This window comes from Jiangella sp. DSM 45060, from assembly GCF_900105175.1.
Classification (GTDB): Bacteria; Actinomycetota; Actinomycetes; order Jiangellales; family Jiangellaceae; genus Jiangella.
The window spans coordinates 6,510,597-6,525,465 of the sequence record NZ_LT629771.1 but is presented as its reverse complement, the minus strand read 5'-3'; the positions used below and the strand labels follow the sequence as shown (position 1 = coordinate 6,525,465).

Here is a 14,869-nt window from a genome sequence, read left to right as displayed (position 1 = left end):
GCCGCGCGCACCTCCCGTCACTCCGCCCGCCGGACCTCGCCGCCGAGCACGTCGACCCTGGCCCCGGTGAGCCCGGCCGGCACGTCGGCCGGCACCGCGGCGGTGACCAGCACCTGCTCGGCGCCCGCCGTCAGCTCGGCCAGCCGGTCGCGCCGGCCGCCGTCGAGCTCGGCGAACACGTCGTCCAGGACCAGTACAGGGTCACTGCCGGCAGAACGCAACAGCTCGTACGAGGCGAGTCGCAGCGCCAGCGCGAACGACCACGACTCGCCGTGGCTCGCGTACCCCTTCGCCGGCATCGGGCCGAGCGACAGCACGAGGTCGTCGCGGTGCGGCCCGATCAGTGACACGCCGCGGTCGAGCTCGTCGCGGCGGACTCCGGCCAGCGCCTCGAGCAGCGCCGCCGCCAGCGTGTCGCGCGACGGCACCAACTCGGCGCCGGGGCCGAGCGAGGACTTGTACGTGAGCCGCGCCTCGCGGTCGCCGGACGGGCCGGAGCCGCCGGCCACCGCGTCGTACGCCTTCGTGACCAGCGGCTGGAGTGCCTCGACGAGGTCGAGACGGGCGGCCAGCAACTCGGCGCCGGCCTGCGCCAGGTGGGTGTCCCAGACGTCCAGCGTGCTGAGGTCGGGCCCGCGCGACGACCCGCCGCCGCGGCTGGCCCGCATGGCCATGCCGGCCGACTTCAGCAGCGCGTTGCGCTGCTTCAGCACCCGGTCGTAGTCGGAGCGGACGCCGGCGAACCGCGGCGCGCGGGCGACCAGCAGTTCGTCGAGGAACCGGCGCCGCTCGGACGGGTCACCCTTGACCAGCGCGAGGTCCTCGGGCGCGAACAGCACGGTGGTCAGCACGCCGAGCAGCTCACGCGGCCGTGGGACCGGCGACCGGTTCAGCCGGGCGCGGTTGGCCTTGCCCGGCGTGATCTCGATCTCGAGCAGCGTGCTGCGCGGCTCGCCGCCCATGGTCTCGACGACGCTGCCGCGCACGACCGCCCGCTCGGCGCCGAGCCGGACCAGGGGAGCGTCCTGCGCGACCCGGTGGCTGCCCAGCGTGGCGAGGTAGTTCAGCGCCTCGACCAGGTTGGTCTTGCCGTGGCCGTTGGGGCCGACGAACGCCGTGACGCCGGGCTCGAGCGGCAGCTCGACCGAGGCGTAGGAGCGGAAGTCGGCCAGCGACAGATGGGCGACGTGCATGCGCGAGCCGTCAGGCCCGGGTGTCGCCGGTCCCGGACGTCGGCCCGGCCTCGGCCGCCTTGACCGCGTGGCCGCCGAACTGGTTGCGCAGCGCGGCCACCGCCTTCATGGCCGGGGAGTCGTCCTGCCGGGACTCGAACCGGGCGAACAGCGCGGCCGTGATGACCGGCGCCGGCACGGAGTTGCGGATGGACTCCTCGACCGTCCAGCGGCCCTCGCCGGAGTCTTCGACGTAGCCCTCGATCTCGGCCAGCGCGGGGTCCTGCTCGAGCGCCCGGACCAGGAGGTCGAGCAGCCAGGAGCGCACGACGGTGCCGCGCGACCACGCCTTGAGCGTGCCGTGGATGTCGTCGACGACACCGGAGGCCGCGAGCAGCTCGTAGCCCTCGCCGTAGGCCTGCATGAGGCCGTACTCGATGCCGTTGTGCACCATCTTGGCGTAGTGACCTGCGCCGACGCCGCCGGCGTGGACGAAGCCCTCGTCGCGCGGGCCCTCGGGGCGCAGCGCGTCGAAGATCGGCATGAGGCGCTCGACGTGCTGTTTGTCGCCGCCGGCCATCAGCCCGTAGCCGACGTCGAGGCCCCAGATGCCGCCGGACACCCCGCAGTCGACGTAGCCGACGCCGTGACCGGCCAGGATGTCGGCGTGCTCGCGGTCGTCGGTGAACTTGGAGTTGCCGCCGTCGATGACGAGGTCGCCGGCGTCGAGCAGCTCGCCCAACTCCTGGACGGTGGCGCGAGTCGCCTCGCCGGCCGGCACCATGACCCACACCGCGCGGGGCGCCGACAGCCGCTCGACCAGCTCTTTCAGGCTGCCGACATCGCTGACCTCGGGGTTGCGGTCGAAGCCCACCACTGTGTGGCCGGCGCGCCGCAGCCGCTCGCGCATGTTGCCGCCCATACGACCGAGGCCGACCAGGCCCAGCTCCATGACGTTTCCTTCCGTGGCCACCAGAGTTCCTCCCCGTGACGATGCGCCGTGTCGCGGCGCGAGCCCGATGTCACCATCCTCGCGCGCCGGACCCGCCGTGTGCGACCAGGGGTCGTTCGCCCGGATGAGCCGGCACAGGCCGTCAGCCCGACAGCCGGATGGGCATGGCGAGGTACCGGTAGCCGCCGGTGGGCTCGGCCTCGGCGCTGTCGACACCCTGGATGACCACCGGCTTCAGCGGGGTGTCGGTGAAGGACAGGTGGGCGAACGGGGTTCCGAGCGCCTGCAGCCCGTCGAGGAGGTACGTCGGGTTGAAGCCGGTGGCGATGGCCGGGCCCTGGACCTCGGCGGGCAGCGCCTCGGAGGCCTGCGCGTCCTCGCCGCTGCCGGCCTCGAGCACGACCTGGCCTTCGTCGAACGCGAGCCGGACCGGGGTGTTGCGCTCGGCCACCAGCGCGACCCGCTTCACCGACTCGACCAGCGCGGAGATCTCGACCCGCGCGACCGTGGCGGTCTCGGCCGGGAACAGCCGGCGGTAATTGGGCACCCACTCGCCGTCGATGAGCCGGCTGGTGGTGTGCCGTCCGCCGGCGGCCAGGCCGAGCAGGCTGTCTTGCGTGCCGGTGCCGAGCGCGAGCGTGACCTCGCCGGCCGGGCCGAGCGTCTTGGCGGCGTCGACCAGCGTGCGGGCCGGTACCAACGCGACCGCGGAGATGTCGGGGGAGCCGGGGTTCCAGGTGAACTCGCGGACCGCCAGCCGGTACCGGTCGGTGGCGCCGAGGGTGACGGTCTCGCCCTCGATCTCGATGCGGATGCCGGTGAGCGTGGGCAGCATGTCGTCGCGGCCGGCGGCGACCGCCACCTGGCTGACCGCCTCGGCGAGGACGGCGCCGTCGACGGTGCCCGAGGCGTCGGGCATGGAGGGGAGGTCGGGGTACTCCTCGACCGGCAGCGTCAGCAGCGTGAACCGGGCGCTGCCACACGTGATGGTGACCTTGGCGCCGTCGGCGTTGAGATCGACCGGCTTGTTCGGCAGTGACCGGGCGATGTCGGCCAGCAGCCGGCCGGAGACCAGAACGGTGCCACCGTCGGCGACGTCGGCGTCGACGGACACGCGCCCGGACACCTCGTAGTCGAACGACGAGAACGTCACCTGGGTGTCGGACGCGTCGATGCGCAGGCCGGCCAGGACCGGCACCGTCGGCCGGTTGGGCAGGGTGCGGGCCGTCCAGGCCACCGCCTCTGCCAGTACATCGCGATCGAGCCGGAACTTCACCGGTCCGTCCTCCCCTCGGGCACGCGCCCGGGTCGTTGTGGTTCGACGTCATCCTTCCACGGGCTACCGACAGCGGCGGCCAGAGGCGTCAATCGGCGGCCGTGAATCACACGATCCACAGGAACCGGCCCGCAAGGCTTGTGCGCTGCCAGTCGATCCATGGATAGGTCAGTCATGTTCATAGCGTCGGTGGAAAGTGTGGAAAACCATGAACGTCGCAGGTGAGCGCCGCTACCGTTGTCCACGGAGGCTGTGGGCGGGGCCAGTGGGTGACGTGGACCGTTCGAGGTTGTCCACCGATGAGTGACATTGTCCCCGGGTCGGTCCACGGCGATGGCACTCATGTCCACAAACTTGTCCACAGCCTGTGAGAAGTCGATCACGCCGTGCGCGTGTGCTTCTCGGACCGTCACGACTGCCGGGCCTGCTGCTTGATGCGGTTGGTCAGTTCGGTGACCTGATTGAAGACGCTGCGCCGCTCGGCCATCAGCGTGCGGATCTTCCGCTCGGCGTGCATGACCGTGGTGTGGTCGCGGCCGCCGAAGTGCTGGCCGATCTTCGGCAGCGACAGCTCCGTCAGCTCGCGGCACAGGTACATGGCGATCTGGCGGGCCGTGACGAGCACCCGGCTGCGGCTGGTGCCCTGCAGGTCCTCGATGGTCAGGCCGAAGTAGGCCGACGTCTGCGCCATGATCGTGGCCGCGGTGATCTCGGGACCGGAGTCGGTCGGCACGAGGTCGCGCAGGACGATCTCGGCCAGCGAGAGGTCGACCGGCTGGCGATTGAGGCTGGCGAACGCCGTGACGCGGATCAGTGCGCCCTCGAGCTCGCGGATGTTCGTGGCGATGCGGCTGGCGATGTACTCGAGGACGTCCGGTGACACGTTGAGGTGGTCCTGGGTGGCCTTCTTCGACAGGATCGCGATGCGGGTCTCGAGGTCGGGCGGCTGCACGTCGCACGTCAGGCCCCACTCGAACCGGTTGCGCAGGCGGTCCTCCAGCGCGGACAGCTGCTTCGGCGGGCGGTCGGACGTGATGACGATCTGCTTGTTCGCGTTGTGCAGCGTGTTGAACGTGTGGAAGAACTCCTCCTGCGTCTGGATCTTGCCCTCGAGGAACTGGATGTCATCGATGAGCAGGACGTCGACGTCGCGGTAGCGGCGCTGGAACGCCGACGCCTTGTCGTCGCGGATGGAGTTGATGAAGTCGTTGGTGAACTCTTCGGAGCTCACGTAGCGCACCCGGGTGCCGGGGTACATCGTCCGCGTGTAGTGCCCGATGGCGTGCAGCAGGTGGGTCTTGCCCAGCCCGGACTCGCCGTAGACGTGCAGCGGGTTGTAGGCCTTGCCCGGCGCCTCGGCGACGGCGACGGTGGCGGCGTGCGCGAACCGGTTGCTGGAACCGATGACGAAGGTGTCGAACGTGTACCGCGGGTTGAGGTGCGGTTCGGTGTCACCGCGCCGGGGTGCCTCGGCCGGCGGGCGTGGCACGAATGCCGGCGCCTCGGTAGCGGCACTGACCAGCGGGATCTCCTCGGTGTCGACCGAGGACGATGACGGTGCGTCGAGGAACCCGCCCGGCGGCGGGGGCGGCACGCCGTCGGGTGCGGCGCCGTCGGCCGGCGGCGCGACGCTGACGGCCAGGCCGACCGGCCGGCCGAGCACCTCGGACAGCGCGTCGATGATGACCGAACGCAGCCGCTGCTCGACCTGGGCTCGCGCGAAATCGCTCGGGACGGAGATGACGGCGGTACCCTCGACGAGAGTGACGGGCCGGGCCTGCGACAGGAACGCGCGCTGTTGGGGCCCGATCTCGATGGAGTCGAGCTCTGCCAGAGCCTTGGCCCATGCGGTGGCGAAGTCGATTCCGGCCTCGTCTGCCACAGTTCACTCCAAACTGGCGGCAACTGGCTGGCCACCCCGTCGTGTTGTCCACACGGTCGTCCACAGGGTGTGGAGGGTGTCGACACGTGCGGTTTTGTCTCCATCCGCTCCATTGTGACCTGCGAGAACGCGGCTCCGATACCGTGGTGCGGTACAGAGCGGACAGCGTGCTGGAGCACGTGACGCTAACAACATGCGGCCAGCGCTTCAACTGATGTCCACAGGTTGCCCCCAGATGCCGGCGTGTCGTTGCCGGTTCCGGGCTGTCATTCAGTGCCATGATGAACGGTTGTCGCCGTGCACGTGGCAGCGGGTCGCGAGTTTGACCTGAAGCGTCGCCACCGCGTACCGTAAATCGGTCCGACGAGGGCTCCTTTTGTCATGCCCGGGCCTGAACTTCCCGGGGATGATCGGATCCCGCACGGCACCCCGAAGCACGCACATCTCTCATCGATCGACACAGGAGCCCGGACGTGGTCAAGCGCACCTTCCAGCCGAACACCCGCCGTCGTGCGAAGACTCACGGCTTCCGGCTGCGCATGCGTACGCGTGCCGGCCGTGCCATCCTCGCCGCCCGCCGCAGCAAGGGCCGTGCCAAGCTGTCCGCCTGATCCGGCTGGCACGCTTGCGCTCGCTCGACGATCCGAGGTGCTGAAGGCCGAGCACCGCCTGCGGCGCTCGGCCGACTTCCGGGTGATCGTGCGCCGTGGGGTTCGTGTCGGACGGCCGACCATGGTCGTGCATCTGTTGCCCGCCGGCGAGTCCGGTGACGTCGCGGGTGCCGGCGCATCGTCGGTGGGTCTGGTCGTCGGACGCACGGTTGGGGGTGCAGTGGTGCGCAACACGGTACGACGCCGGCTGCGTCATCTCCTCGCCGAGCGGGTCGACCGTCTCCCCTCCGGTTCCAAGCTCGTGGTCCGGGCGCTGCCCGGCATCGCCGGCGCTCCCAGTTCCGCCCTCGCGCGTGAGCTCGACGCGGCCATCGACCGCGCCGTCACCCGAGCGGAGCAACGGCGATGAAGACCATCCTGGTCGCCCTCCTCAAGGGCTACCGACTCGTCATCAGCCCGCTGTACGGGCAGACCTGCCGCTACTACCCGTCTTGCTCGGCGTACGCCTTGAGCTCGGTGGAGCGGCACGGTGCCCTGCGCGGAAGCTGGCTGGCCCTGCGTCGGCTCGGCCGCTGCCACCCTTGGTGCGCCGGCGGCGTCGACCTCGTCCCCACGCGCGAGAACTACCGCTGGTGGGGCCGGGCGGCCGGGACTGACGGCGACGACGAGCCGCACGCGGCTCCGTCGCATGAAGCTTCCGCGGCGCGGACGGACCTGCCGCCCGCCGCACCGACCTCACTCCGAGGAGTCTGATACACCCGTGGATACCATCCTCGCGCCGTTGTACTACCTGGTCAGCTGGATCATGATCGGCTGGCACTGGCTGTTCTCAGAGCTGATCGGCATCAATCACGACGGCGTGAACTGGGCGCTGTCGATCATCGGCCTCGTGGTGGTCATCCGCATCCTGCTGATCCCGCTGTTCGTGCGGCAGATCAAGTCGCAGCGGAAGATGCAGATCCTCCAGCCCCAGCTGCGCGAGCTGCAGAAGAAGTACAAGGGCGACCGTGAACGCCTGCAGCAGGAAATGATGAAGCTGTACAAGGACACGGGCACCAACCCGTTCGCGTCCTGCCTGCCCATCCTGCTCCAGGCGCCGTTCCTGTTCGCGCTGTTCCGGGTGCTCGACGGCATCGCGAAGGGGCACGAGCGGGGCGCGTTCACCAGCCAGCCGGACCTGTTCGAGTCGGCGGGACGGGCGGAGATCTTCGGCGCGCGGCTGGCCGACTCGTTCATCAGCTCTGACAACATCAACACCAAGATCATCGCCGCCGTCATGGTCGTGCTGATGGTGGTCACGCAGTTCATCACGCAGCGCCAGATCATGCGGAAGAACATGCCGAAGGAGGCCCTGGAGGGCCCGTTCGCGCAGCAGCAGAAGATCCTGCTGTACGTGCTGCCGCTGGTCTTCGCGTTCTCCGGCGTCTACTTCCCGCTGGGCACCGTCCTGTACTGGCTGACGTCGAACTTCTGGACCATGGGCCAGCAGCTGTACGTCATCCGCCGGATGCCGGCGCCCGGCACCGAGGCCGAGAAGGCGCACCAGCGCCGCCTGGAGGAGAAGGCCCGGAAGAAGGGCGTCGAACTGCCCACGCCCGACACCGGGACGCCGGCGGAGCCGGAACAGACCGAGGTGGTTCGGCGGCAGCCGAAGAAGACGACGCGCTCGCAGCGCAAGAAGAAGTAGCCGGCGGCGACGACCGCACGGCGGCAGGGCTCGGCGGGCAGCAGACCCGCCCCACAACGAACGTAGAAGGAGTCGACGGTGAGCGACGCTGGCACGGAACTCGATGCGGCGCAGGAACGAGAGAGCGAGGCCGGCGAGCCGCTGGCGAAGCGGCTCGAGCGCGAGGGCGACATCGCGGCGGACTACTTGGAGGAACTGCTCGACATCGCCGACCTCGACGGCGACATCGACATGGACGTCGAGGGCGACCGTGCGGTCGTCTCGATCATCGGTGACGGTCTCGACGCCCTGGTGGGCGACAACGGCAAGGTGCTCGAGGCGCTGCAGGAGCTGACGCGCCTCGCCGTGGTTCGCGAGACCGGCGAGCGCAGCCGGCTGATGCTGGACGTCGGCGGCTTCCGGGCCAACCGGCGGGCCGAGGTGCTGGAACTCGCCAAGCGGGTCATCGAGGCGGTCCGCACGTCGGGCGAGCCCGAGTCGCTGGGCGCCATGTCGCCGTTCGAGCGCAAGGTCGTCCACGACGCGGTCGCCGAGGCGGGGCTGCGCAGTGAGTCCGAGGGCGAGGAGCCCCGGCGCTACGTCGTGGTGATGCCCGGTTAGTGGTCCACGTTTCACGTGAAACCACATCGCTGACATTCTCAGGAGGCCGAGTCTTGGACGACGTTCTCGCCGTGCCGGACTCGGCCTCCGTCGTGTTCGGGGACCGGCTGGAGCTGGCGGCGGCGTACGCCGCGCGGCTCGCCGGCCCCGGCATCGAGCGCGGCCTGCTGGGGCCGCGGGAGGTCCCGCGGATCTGGGACCGGCACATTCTGAACTCTGCCGTCGTGGCGGACCTGATCGACGACGGCCGGACCGTCGCGGACGTGGGTTCCGGTGCCGGCCTGCCGGGTATACCCCTGGCGATCGCCCGGCCCGATCTCGAGGTGGTCCTGATCGAGCCGCTCCTGCGGCGCAGCGAGTTCCTCGCCGAGACGGTGGAGTCGCTCGGGCTCGACGGCGTGACCGTCCTGCGGTCGCGGGCCGAGGACGTCCAGCCGGGCGCCCGGTTCGACGTGGTGACGGCGCGCGCGGTCGCGCCGATGGACCGGCTGGCGGGCTGGACGCTGCCGCTGCTGCGTCCCGGCGGGGTGCTGCTGGCGCTCAAGGGACAGTCGGTTTCTGAAGAGTTGCACGATTCCGCCGCGTCATTGGCGAGAATGGGCGCGGCGTCGTGGAGAGTTGAGGAAGTCGGCGCCGGTGTGGTCGACCCGGCCACACGGGTCGCCGTCGTGGTCGCCGGCCGCACGGGGACGGCGCCGAAGCACGGTGCACGACAACGGAGGACGAAGAGATGACCGATGCCACCGTCGTGGCGGGCCTGGGGTGGCCCGTAGTCGGTGGGGTCGTCGCAATCGAGAGCGCTACGGGGGAACGGCGGTCGCCCAACGGCTGGCCGCTCATCAGTGGGACCATTGATCCGGCGGGCGGACCGTCGAACCTGGAGCGTGAGATTTCGGTGAATGCGGGCGACCGACCGGCCGAACCGGCCGCGAGCACCCACGTACGTTCGACGGCCGACCTCGCGGACTTCGCGATGTCCGGCTCGCTGGCCGACCTGGACACCCCGATCGCCCGTGAGGCCGCCGTCGCACTGATGGCGGTGGGCCGGCGCACCGCGCCGATGCCGAAGCCCGACCAGACGCGCATCATGGTCGTCGCCAACCAGAAGGGCGGGGTGGGCAAGACCACCACCACGGTGAACCTCGCCGCCGCGCTCGCGGTCAGCGGCCTGCGCGTGCTGGTGATCGACCTCGACCCCCAGGGCAACGCGTCGACCGCCCTCGGCATCGACCACCATGCCGAGATCCCCAGCATCTACGACGTCATGGTTGAGGAGACGCCGGTCGGCGAGGTCGTGCAGAAGGTCGAGGAGATCGACGGCCTGTGGTGCGTGCCCGCCACCATCGACCTCGCCGGCGCCGAGATCGAGCTGGTGTCGATGGTCGCGCGCGAGTCGCGCATGCGGAAGTCGCTCGATCAGCACCTGCAGGAGCCCGGCGTCGAGTACGACTACGTCTTCATCGACTGCCCGCCGTCGCTGGGCCTGCTCACGGTCAACGCGCTCGTCGGCGGCGACGAAGTGCTGATCCCGATCCAGTGCGAGTACTACGCGCTCGAGGGCCTGAGCCAGCTGCTCAAGAACATCGACATGGTGCGGGCCCACCTCAACCGCGATCTCGCGGTCTCGACGATCCTGCTCACCATGTACGACGGCCGCACGCGACTGGCCGCGCAGGTGGCAGACGAGGTCCGCCGGCACTTCGGCGACACCGTGCTGAAGACGGCGATTCCGCGCTCGGTGCGCATCAGCGAGGCGCCGAGCTACGGCCAGACCGTGATGACGTACGACGCCGCCTCCAGTGGCGCGCTGTCGTATCTGGAAGCCGCGCGCGAGATCGCCGAGCGGGGAGCATCGGGCAGTACACATGGGGAGACGACACATGGCTGAGAAGAGGCGGGGGTTGGGGCGCGGTCTCGGCGCCCTGATCCCGACGGGGGAGCCGACGAACGGCGACGCGCTGCGCAAGTCGCCGGTCGACGCCTTCGTCCTGGGCGGTGGCCCGGCGCCGAACGGCTCGGCGGCGCACGTTTCACGTGAAACGGAGCCGGACGACGACGAGCTGCTGCCGGTCGACGGCGCGACGTTCGCCGAGATCCCGGTCGACTCCATCGTGCCGAACCTCCGGCAGCCGCGGCAGGTCTTCGACGAGGACGCGCTGGCCGAGCTGGTGTCGTCCATCCAGGAGGTCGGCCTACTGCAGCCGATCGTCGTCCGGCAGCTGGAGTCCGGCCGCTACGAGCTCGTGATGGGCGAGCGGCGGTGGCGGGCGACCAAGGAGGCCGGCTTCCCGACCATCCCGGCGATCGTCCGCACCACGCGCGATGACGACATGTTGCGCGACGCGCTGCTGGAGAACCTGCATCGCAGCCAGCTGAACCCGCTGGAAGAGGCGGCCGCCTACCAGCAGCTGCTCGACGACTTCGGCTGCACGCACGACGAGCTCGCGGTGCGCATCAAGCGCAGCCGGCCGCAGATCTCCAACACGCTGCGGCTGCTCAAGCTGCCGCCGCTCGTGCAGCGCCGCGTCGCCGCCGGCATCCTGTCCGCCGGCCACGCCCGGGCGCTGCTCGGCCTCGGCGACGGCGCCGCTCAGGAACGGCTGGCCCAGCGGATCGTCGCCGAGGGCCTCAGCGTCCGCTCCGTCGAAGAGATCGTGTCACTGGACGACGCCGAGACGCCCAAGACGCGGGCCCGCCGCGGCTCCCGTCCAGTGGCGCCGCGGCTCGGCGACATCGCGGCGGCGCTCTCCGAGCGGCTGGACACCCGCGTGAAGGTCGACCTCGGCCGCTCCAAGGGCAAGGTCACCATCGAGTTCGCCAGCATCGACGACCTCGAGCGCATCGTCAGCACCATCGACCCCCGCATGACCAAGCACGTGAAAGACGCCGCCGAGCCCGAGTAACAGGGCCGCAAGCCGACAGACGAGCCAGGTCGGTGGGTGGGGCTGCCGTCAGGGGTAGGCTGCGGGCGTCCGAGCGAGGAACGAGCGAGGCGGGCGGAGACGGCAGCCCCACCCACCGACCGGACCCAGAAGGTCAGCCAGCGAGCCGATGCCGGTCCACCGCCACGGCCAGCAGCTCCCGCGCCAGAACGCCGAGGTCGAGCCCGGCCGCCTGCACCGACTGCGGCAGCAGCGACGTCTCCGTCATGCCCGGCGCGACGTTGACGTCCAGCAGCCACGGGACGCCGTCGTGGTCGACGATGAGGTCGGTGCGGGACAGGTCGCTGAGGCCGAGCGTCTGGTGCGCCGCCACCGCCACTTCGGCGACAGCCGTCTCCGCGGCGTCGTCGAGGCGGGCGGGGACGAAGAACTCCGTGGCGCCGGCCGTGTAGCGGGCGTGGTAGTCGTACGTGCCGGACTCGGGGACGATCTCGACCGCCGGCAGCGCCTTCGGGCCGTCGCCGGTGTCGACGACGGACACCGCGACCTCGGTGCCGTCGATCCACCGTTCGATCAGCGCGCGCTCGCCGTACGCGAAGCACTCGACCATGGCCGCGGGCAGCTCGTCGGCCGAACGCACCACCGTGGTGCCCAGCGCTGAACCACCCCGTGCCGGCTTCACGACCAGCGGCAACCCGAGCCGGGCCACCAGTGCGTCGAGCAGCACACCGGCGCCCAGCTCGCGGAAGGTCGACTGCGACAGCACGGCCGACGTCGGCGTGGCGATGCCGGCGCGTCGCACGATGGCCTTGGCCACCGGCTTGTCGAAGGCCAGCCGGCAGGCCGTCGGCGCCGAGCCGACGTAGGGCAGCCCGGCCAGCGACAGCACCTCCTGGATGGCGCCGTCCTCGCCGGACACGCCGTGCAGCAGCGGGAAGACGACGTCGGGCGCGTCGTGGCGCAGTGACGCGAGGAGGTCGGCGTCGGCGTCGCGCTGTTCGACGTCGAGGCCCACCTCACGCAACGCCTCGGCCACCCGCCGGCCCGAACGCAGTGACACGTCGCGCTCGTGCGAGAGACCGCCGGCGAGAACGAGAACGCGGCCCAGATCGCTCATACTGGAACGAAACCCCTCAACTCTGGTCTGGCGCCGGTGCGTCGAGGCCGGGCCGCTGTGCGGCACCCCAGGCCCCGAACGTGGCGCGCAGTTCCATCTCCTGCTCGATGACCTGCGCCAACCGGCGCACGCCCTCGCGGATGCGCTCAGGCGTCGGGTAACAGTACGACAGCCGCATGGAGCGCGAGCCGAAACCGTCGGCAAAGAACGCGGTGCCGGGCACGTAGGCGACCCGGTTGGTGACGGCGCGCGGCAGCATGGCCTTGGCGTCGATGCCGTCGGGCAGGGTGAGCCACACGTAGAACCCGCCGGACGGGTGGGTCCAGTGCGCGCCGGCCGGCATGAGGTCGTCGAGCGCCTCGAGCATGGCGTCGCGACGCTCGCGGTAGGTCTCGCGGAAGTCCTTGACCTGCGCCATCCAGTCGTGGCCGGCGAGGTACTCGGACACCGTGAGCTGGCTGAACGCCGGCGGGCAGAGCACGCTGTTCTCGGCCGCGAGCACCAGCTTCTCGCGGACGGCGTGCGGCGCGAGCGCCCAGCCGACGCGCAGCCCCGGCGCGAACGTCTTCGAGAAGGAGCCCAGGTAGACGACCTGTTCGGCGTCGTCGGCCCGGATGGCGCGCGGCACCTCGCCGTCGAAGCCGAGCAGGCCGTAGGGGTCGTCCTCGATGATGAGGACGTCGGCCCGGCGGCAGATCTCGAGCACCTGGGTGCGCCGCTCGGCCGTCATGGTGACGCCGGCGGGGTTGTGGTAGCTCGGGATGGTGTACAGGAACTTGATGCGCTTGCCCGCCGCTCGGACGGCGTCGATGGCCGCGCTCAGCCGCTCGGGCACCAGGCCGTGGTCGTCCATCTCGACGTGCACGACCGACGCCTGGTAGGAGCGGAACGTCCCGAGCGCGCCCACGTAGGACGGCGCCTCGGCCAGGATGACGTCACCAGGGTCGATGAAGATGCGGGTGACGAGGTCGAGCGCCTGCTGCGAGCCGACCGTGACGGTGACGTCGTCGGGGTGGGCCACGATGCCGACCGGACGCATGACGTCGCAGATCTGCTCGCGCAGCACGGGATCGCCCTGGCCGGAGCCGTACTGCAGCGCCGTCATGCCGCGCTTGGTGACGAGCTCGCTGACCAGCGAGCCGACGACGTCGAGCGGCAGGCCGGAGATGTTCGGCATGCCGCCGGCCAGCGACACCACCTCGGGCCGGGAGGCCACCGCGAACAGCGACCGCACCTCGGAGGCGGTCATGCCGTGCGTGCGGGTGGCGTAGCGGTCGACGTATGAGTCGAGACGTGAACCGGTGGCGGCTGCTGCGTCGGTGGTCTTCCGGTTCGGGCTGGACTGCTGGCTCACGCACACACCTCCCGGGACAGGACCGACACAGACAGGGTCAACTGTGCCTCATCGCGGCGGGAGTACGCGAATCCAATTCCGCAGGGTGAGCAGGCGTGTCATCCCGTGGCGAGGTCGTGGAACCGCAGCGCGCCGGTGGCGGCGTCCTCGCCCGACGGCAGGTAGACGCGCTGGATGGCGACCACGATGGCCTCGGCCACGACGTCGCGGAAGTCGGGATCGGCCAGCCGGGCGGCGTCGCCGTCGTTGGTGATGTAGCCGAGCTCGACCCGGACCGCGGCCATGCGGGTGTGCCGCAGCAGGTCCCACGTCTTCGGGTGCGCGCGGCAGTCGACGAGGTCGGTTCGGGCGACGATCTCGCGCTGCACCAGGCCGGCGAACTGCTCGCCGATGGCGCTGGCGGTGCCGGGCTCGCGGCTGCCGTAGAAGTAGGTGGCGACGCCCGCGGCGTCGGGGTTGGGGTGCGAGTCGACGTGCAGCGAGATCAGCAGGTTGGCGCCGGAGTCGTTGGCGAACGCCGCCCGCTCGGCCTCGGACGGCGACGCGTCGGCGCCCGGGCCCCTGGTGAGGTACGTCTGGACGCCGGTGGCCGTCAGCCGGCCCTCGATGCGGGCGGCGAGGTCCTCGACGACGGCGGCCTCGTCGAGACCGTTGGCGCGGTGGCCGCGGTCGGGACCGCCGTGACCAGGGTCGATGACGACGACCTTGCCCGGCAGCCGCTTGCCGGCCTGACGCAGCGCCTCGACCGCGCGCAGGCTCTCGGGCCGCCCGCCGGTGACGATGGGCGCCAGCCGGCCGAGCGCCTTGAACGTGCTGGGGCCGCAGGTGCCGTCGGCGGGCAGGCCGATGTTGCGCTGGAACTCGCGCAGGGCGTCGCCGGTGCGCGAGCCGAACACGCCGTCGACGCGGCCGACGTCGAAGCCCAGCTCGGACAGCCGCCGCTGCAGCGCGATGACGTCGTCGCCGGCCTGCGGGTTGCCCACCACGTAGGACAGCAGTCGGTCGCCGAGCCGCCAGCGCGCTTCGTCGAGCACCCGGTACGTCGTGGCGTCGACGATGCCGGTGGCCGTGAGGCCGCGCTCCTGCTGGAACTGGCGTACGGCCTGGGCGACGTCCTCGTCGAAGGTGCTGGGGCCGGGCGCGGTGTCGTCGAGGAGTCCGAGCTGCGTGAGCTTGGAGCGGATCTCTGCGATCGCCGGACCGGTGTCGCCCAACTGGTAGCGAAGCGAGGTCATCCGGGGGTGGTTCCTTCCTGGCCGTGTCGCGCCGATTCTACCCACAGCGGGCGGTCGCAACCGCCTCGCGGTCGGACCGGATTTCCGGCGCGGCCAGCGGA

Annotated in this window: 15 protein-coding genes; 8 read left to right on the top strand and 7 right to left on the bottom strand. The window is 70.9% G+C overall.

The features are described 5' to 3' along the window. Nucleotides 1-17: 17 nt before the first annotated feature. The 4 genes from recF to dnaA all read right to left on the bottom strand — a co-directional run bounded on the left by recF (nucleotide 18) and on the right by dnaA (nucleotide 5,282). Complete coding sequence (recF, locus tag BLU82_RS29365; RefSeq protein WP_092624418.1) at nucleotides 18-1,193, bottom strand: DNA replication/repair protein RecF; 1,176 nt, start codon at nucleotides 1,191-1,193, stop codon at nucleotides 18-20. Between the two features lie 10 nt (nucleotides 1,194-1,203). Then, nucleotides 1,204-2,124, bottom strand: coding sequence for a phosphogluconate dehydrogenase (NAD(+)-dependent, decarboxylating) (gene gnd / locus BLU82_RS29360; protein WP_092624417.1), 921 nt, complete (start codon nucleotides 2,122-2,124; stop codon nucleotides 1,204-1,206). A 142-nt stretch (nucleotides 2,125-2,266) separates the two neighbouring features. After that, nucleotides 2,267-3,400, bottom strand: a complete 1,134-nt coding sequence (gene dnaN / locus BLU82_RS29355) for a DNA polymerase III subunit beta (protein ID WP_092624416.1) — start codon at nucleotides 3,398-3,400, stop codon at nucleotides 2,267-2,269. A 409-nt stretch (nucleotides 3,401-3,809) separates the two neighbouring features. Next, nucleotides 3,810-5,282, bottom strand: a complete 1,473-nt coding sequence (gene dnaA, locus BLU82_RS29350) for a chromosomal replication initiator protein DnaA (protein ID WP_231947609.1) — start codon at nucleotides 5,280-5,282, stop codon at nucleotides 3,810-3,812. 473 nt (nucleotides 5,283-5,755) lie between these two features. On the opposite strand from dnaA, the gene rpmH reads away from it, so the two are divergent. From rpmH to BLU82_RS29310, 8 genes are all read left to right on the top strand, one after another. Further along, the gene (rpmH, locus tag BLU82_RS29345; protein ID WP_053203721.1) at nucleotides 5,756-5,893 is read left to right on the top strand and encodes a 50S ribosomal protein L34; all 138 of its coding nucleotides are present in this window, start codon (nucleotides 5,756-5,758) and stop codon (nucleotides 5,891-5,893) included. Nucleotides 5,894-5,930: 37 nt separating this feature from the next. Continuing rightward, a complete protein-coding gene (gene rnpA, locus BLU82_RS29340; RefSeq protein ID WP_092624415.1) occupies nucleotides 5,931-6,302 on the top strand; it encodes a ribonuclease P protein component in 372 nt (123 codons plus the stop codon). Then, nucleotides 6,299-6,646 (top strand): membrane protein insertion efficiency factor YidD, encoded by a 348-nt coding sequence (gene yidD, locus BLU82_RS29335; protein WP_092624414.1) that lies wholly within the window; start codon nucleotides 6,299-6,301, stop codon nucleotides 6,644-6,646. The genes rnpA and yidD overlap by 4 nt, the downstream gene beginning before the upstream one ends. A gap of 7 nt (nucleotides 6,647-6,653) precedes the next feature. Further along, entirely contained in the window at nucleotides 6,654-7,580 is a 927-nt protein-coding gene (gene yidC, locus BLU82_RS29330) for a membrane protein insertase YidC (RefSeq protein ID WP_197682551.1), read from the top strand. 78 nt (nucleotides 7,581-7,658) lie between these two features. Further along, nucleotides 7,659-8,180: a R3H domain-containing nucleic acid-binding protein gene (locus BLU82_RS29325; RefSeq protein ID WP_069109372.1), complete on the top strand. Its 522-nt coding sequence runs from the start codon at nucleotides 7,659-7,661 to the stop codon at nucleotides 8,178-8,180. A 53-nt stretch (nucleotides 8,181-8,233) separates the two neighbouring features. Further along, on the top strand, nucleotides 8,234-8,914 hold the full coding sequence (gene rsmG, locus BLU82_RS29320) for a 16S rRNA (guanine(527)-N(7))-methyltransferase RsmG (RefSeq protein WP_231947608.1): 681 nt from the start codon (nucleotides 8,234-8,236) through the stop codon (nucleotides 8,912-8,914). A gap of 239 nt (nucleotides 8,915-9,153) precedes the next feature. After that, nucleotides 9,154-10,068: a ParA family protein gene (locus tag BLU82_RS29315; RefSeq protein WP_092626461.1), complete on the top strand. Its 915-nt coding sequence runs from the start codon at nucleotides 9,154-9,156 to the stop codon at nucleotides 10,066-10,068. Further along, nucleotides 10,061-11,083 (top strand): ParB/RepB/Spo0J family partition protein, encoded by a 1,023-nt coding sequence (locus BLU82_RS29310; RefSeq protein ID WP_092624412.1) that lies wholly within the window; start codon nucleotides 10,061-10,063, stop codon nucleotides 11,081-11,083. The genes BLU82_RS29315 and BLU82_RS29310 overlap by 8 nt, the downstream gene beginning before the upstream one ends. A gap of 133 nt (nucleotides 11,084-11,216) precedes the next feature. Here BLU82_RS29310 and BLU82_RS29305 read toward each other — a convergent pair whose 3' ends face one another. The 3 genes from BLU82_RS29305 to BLU82_RS29295 all read right to left on the bottom strand — a co-directional run bounded on the left by BLU82_RS29305 (nucleotide 11,217) and on the right by BLU82_RS29295 (nucleotide 14,768). Continuing rightward, nucleotides 11,217-12,179: a D-alanine--D-alanine ligase gene (locus BLU82_RS29305; protein WP_092624411.1), complete on the bottom strand. Its 963-nt coding sequence runs from the start codon at nucleotides 12,177-12,179 to the stop codon at nucleotides 11,217-11,219. 16 nt (nucleotides 12,180-12,195) lie between these two features. Continuing rightward, a complete protein-coding gene (locus tag BLU82_RS29300) occupies nucleotides 12,196-13,533 on the bottom strand; it encodes a PLP-dependent aminotransferase family protein (RefSeq protein ID WP_231947607.1) in 1,338 nt (445 codons plus the stop codon). A 98-nt stretch (nucleotides 13,534-13,631) separates the two neighbouring features. Continuing rightward, nucleotides 13,632-14,768, bottom strand: a complete 1,137-nt coding sequence (locus BLU82_RS29295) for an N-acetylmuramoyl-L-alanine amidase (protein ID WP_092624410.1) — start codon at nucleotides 14,766-14,768, stop codon at nucleotides 13,632-13,634. Between the last annotated feature and the right edge of the window lie 101 nt (nucleotides 14,769-14,869).

Coding starts and splice junctions, on each gene's coding strand:
- recF (WP_092624418.1), bottom strand. CDS start 1,193: ATGCACGTCGCCCATCTGTCGCTGGCCGACTTCCGCTCCTACGCCTCG.
- gnd (WP_092624417.1), bottom strand. CDS start 2,124: ATGGAGCTGGGCCTGGTCGGCCTCGGTCGTATGGGCGGCAACATGCGC.
- yidD (WP_092624414.1), top strand. CDS start 6,299: ATGAAGACCATCCTGGTCGCCCTCCTCAAGGGCTACCGACTCGTCATC.
- BLU82_RS29315 (WP_092626461.1), top strand. CDS start 9,154: ATGTCCGGCTCGCTGGCCGACCTGGACACCCCGATCGCCCGTGAGGCC.
- BLU82_RS29310 (WP_092624412.1), top strand. CDS start 10,061: ATGGCTGAGAAGAGGCGGGGGTTGGGGCGCGGTCTCGGCGCCCTGATC.
- BLU82_RS29305 (WP_092624411.1), bottom strand. CDS start 12,179: ATGAGCGATCTGGGCCGCGTTCTCGTTCTCGCCGGCGGTCTCTCGCAC.
- BLU82_RS29295 (WP_092624410.1), bottom strand. CDS start 14,768: ATGACCTCGCTTCGCTACCAGTTGGGCGACACCGGTCCGGCGATCGCA.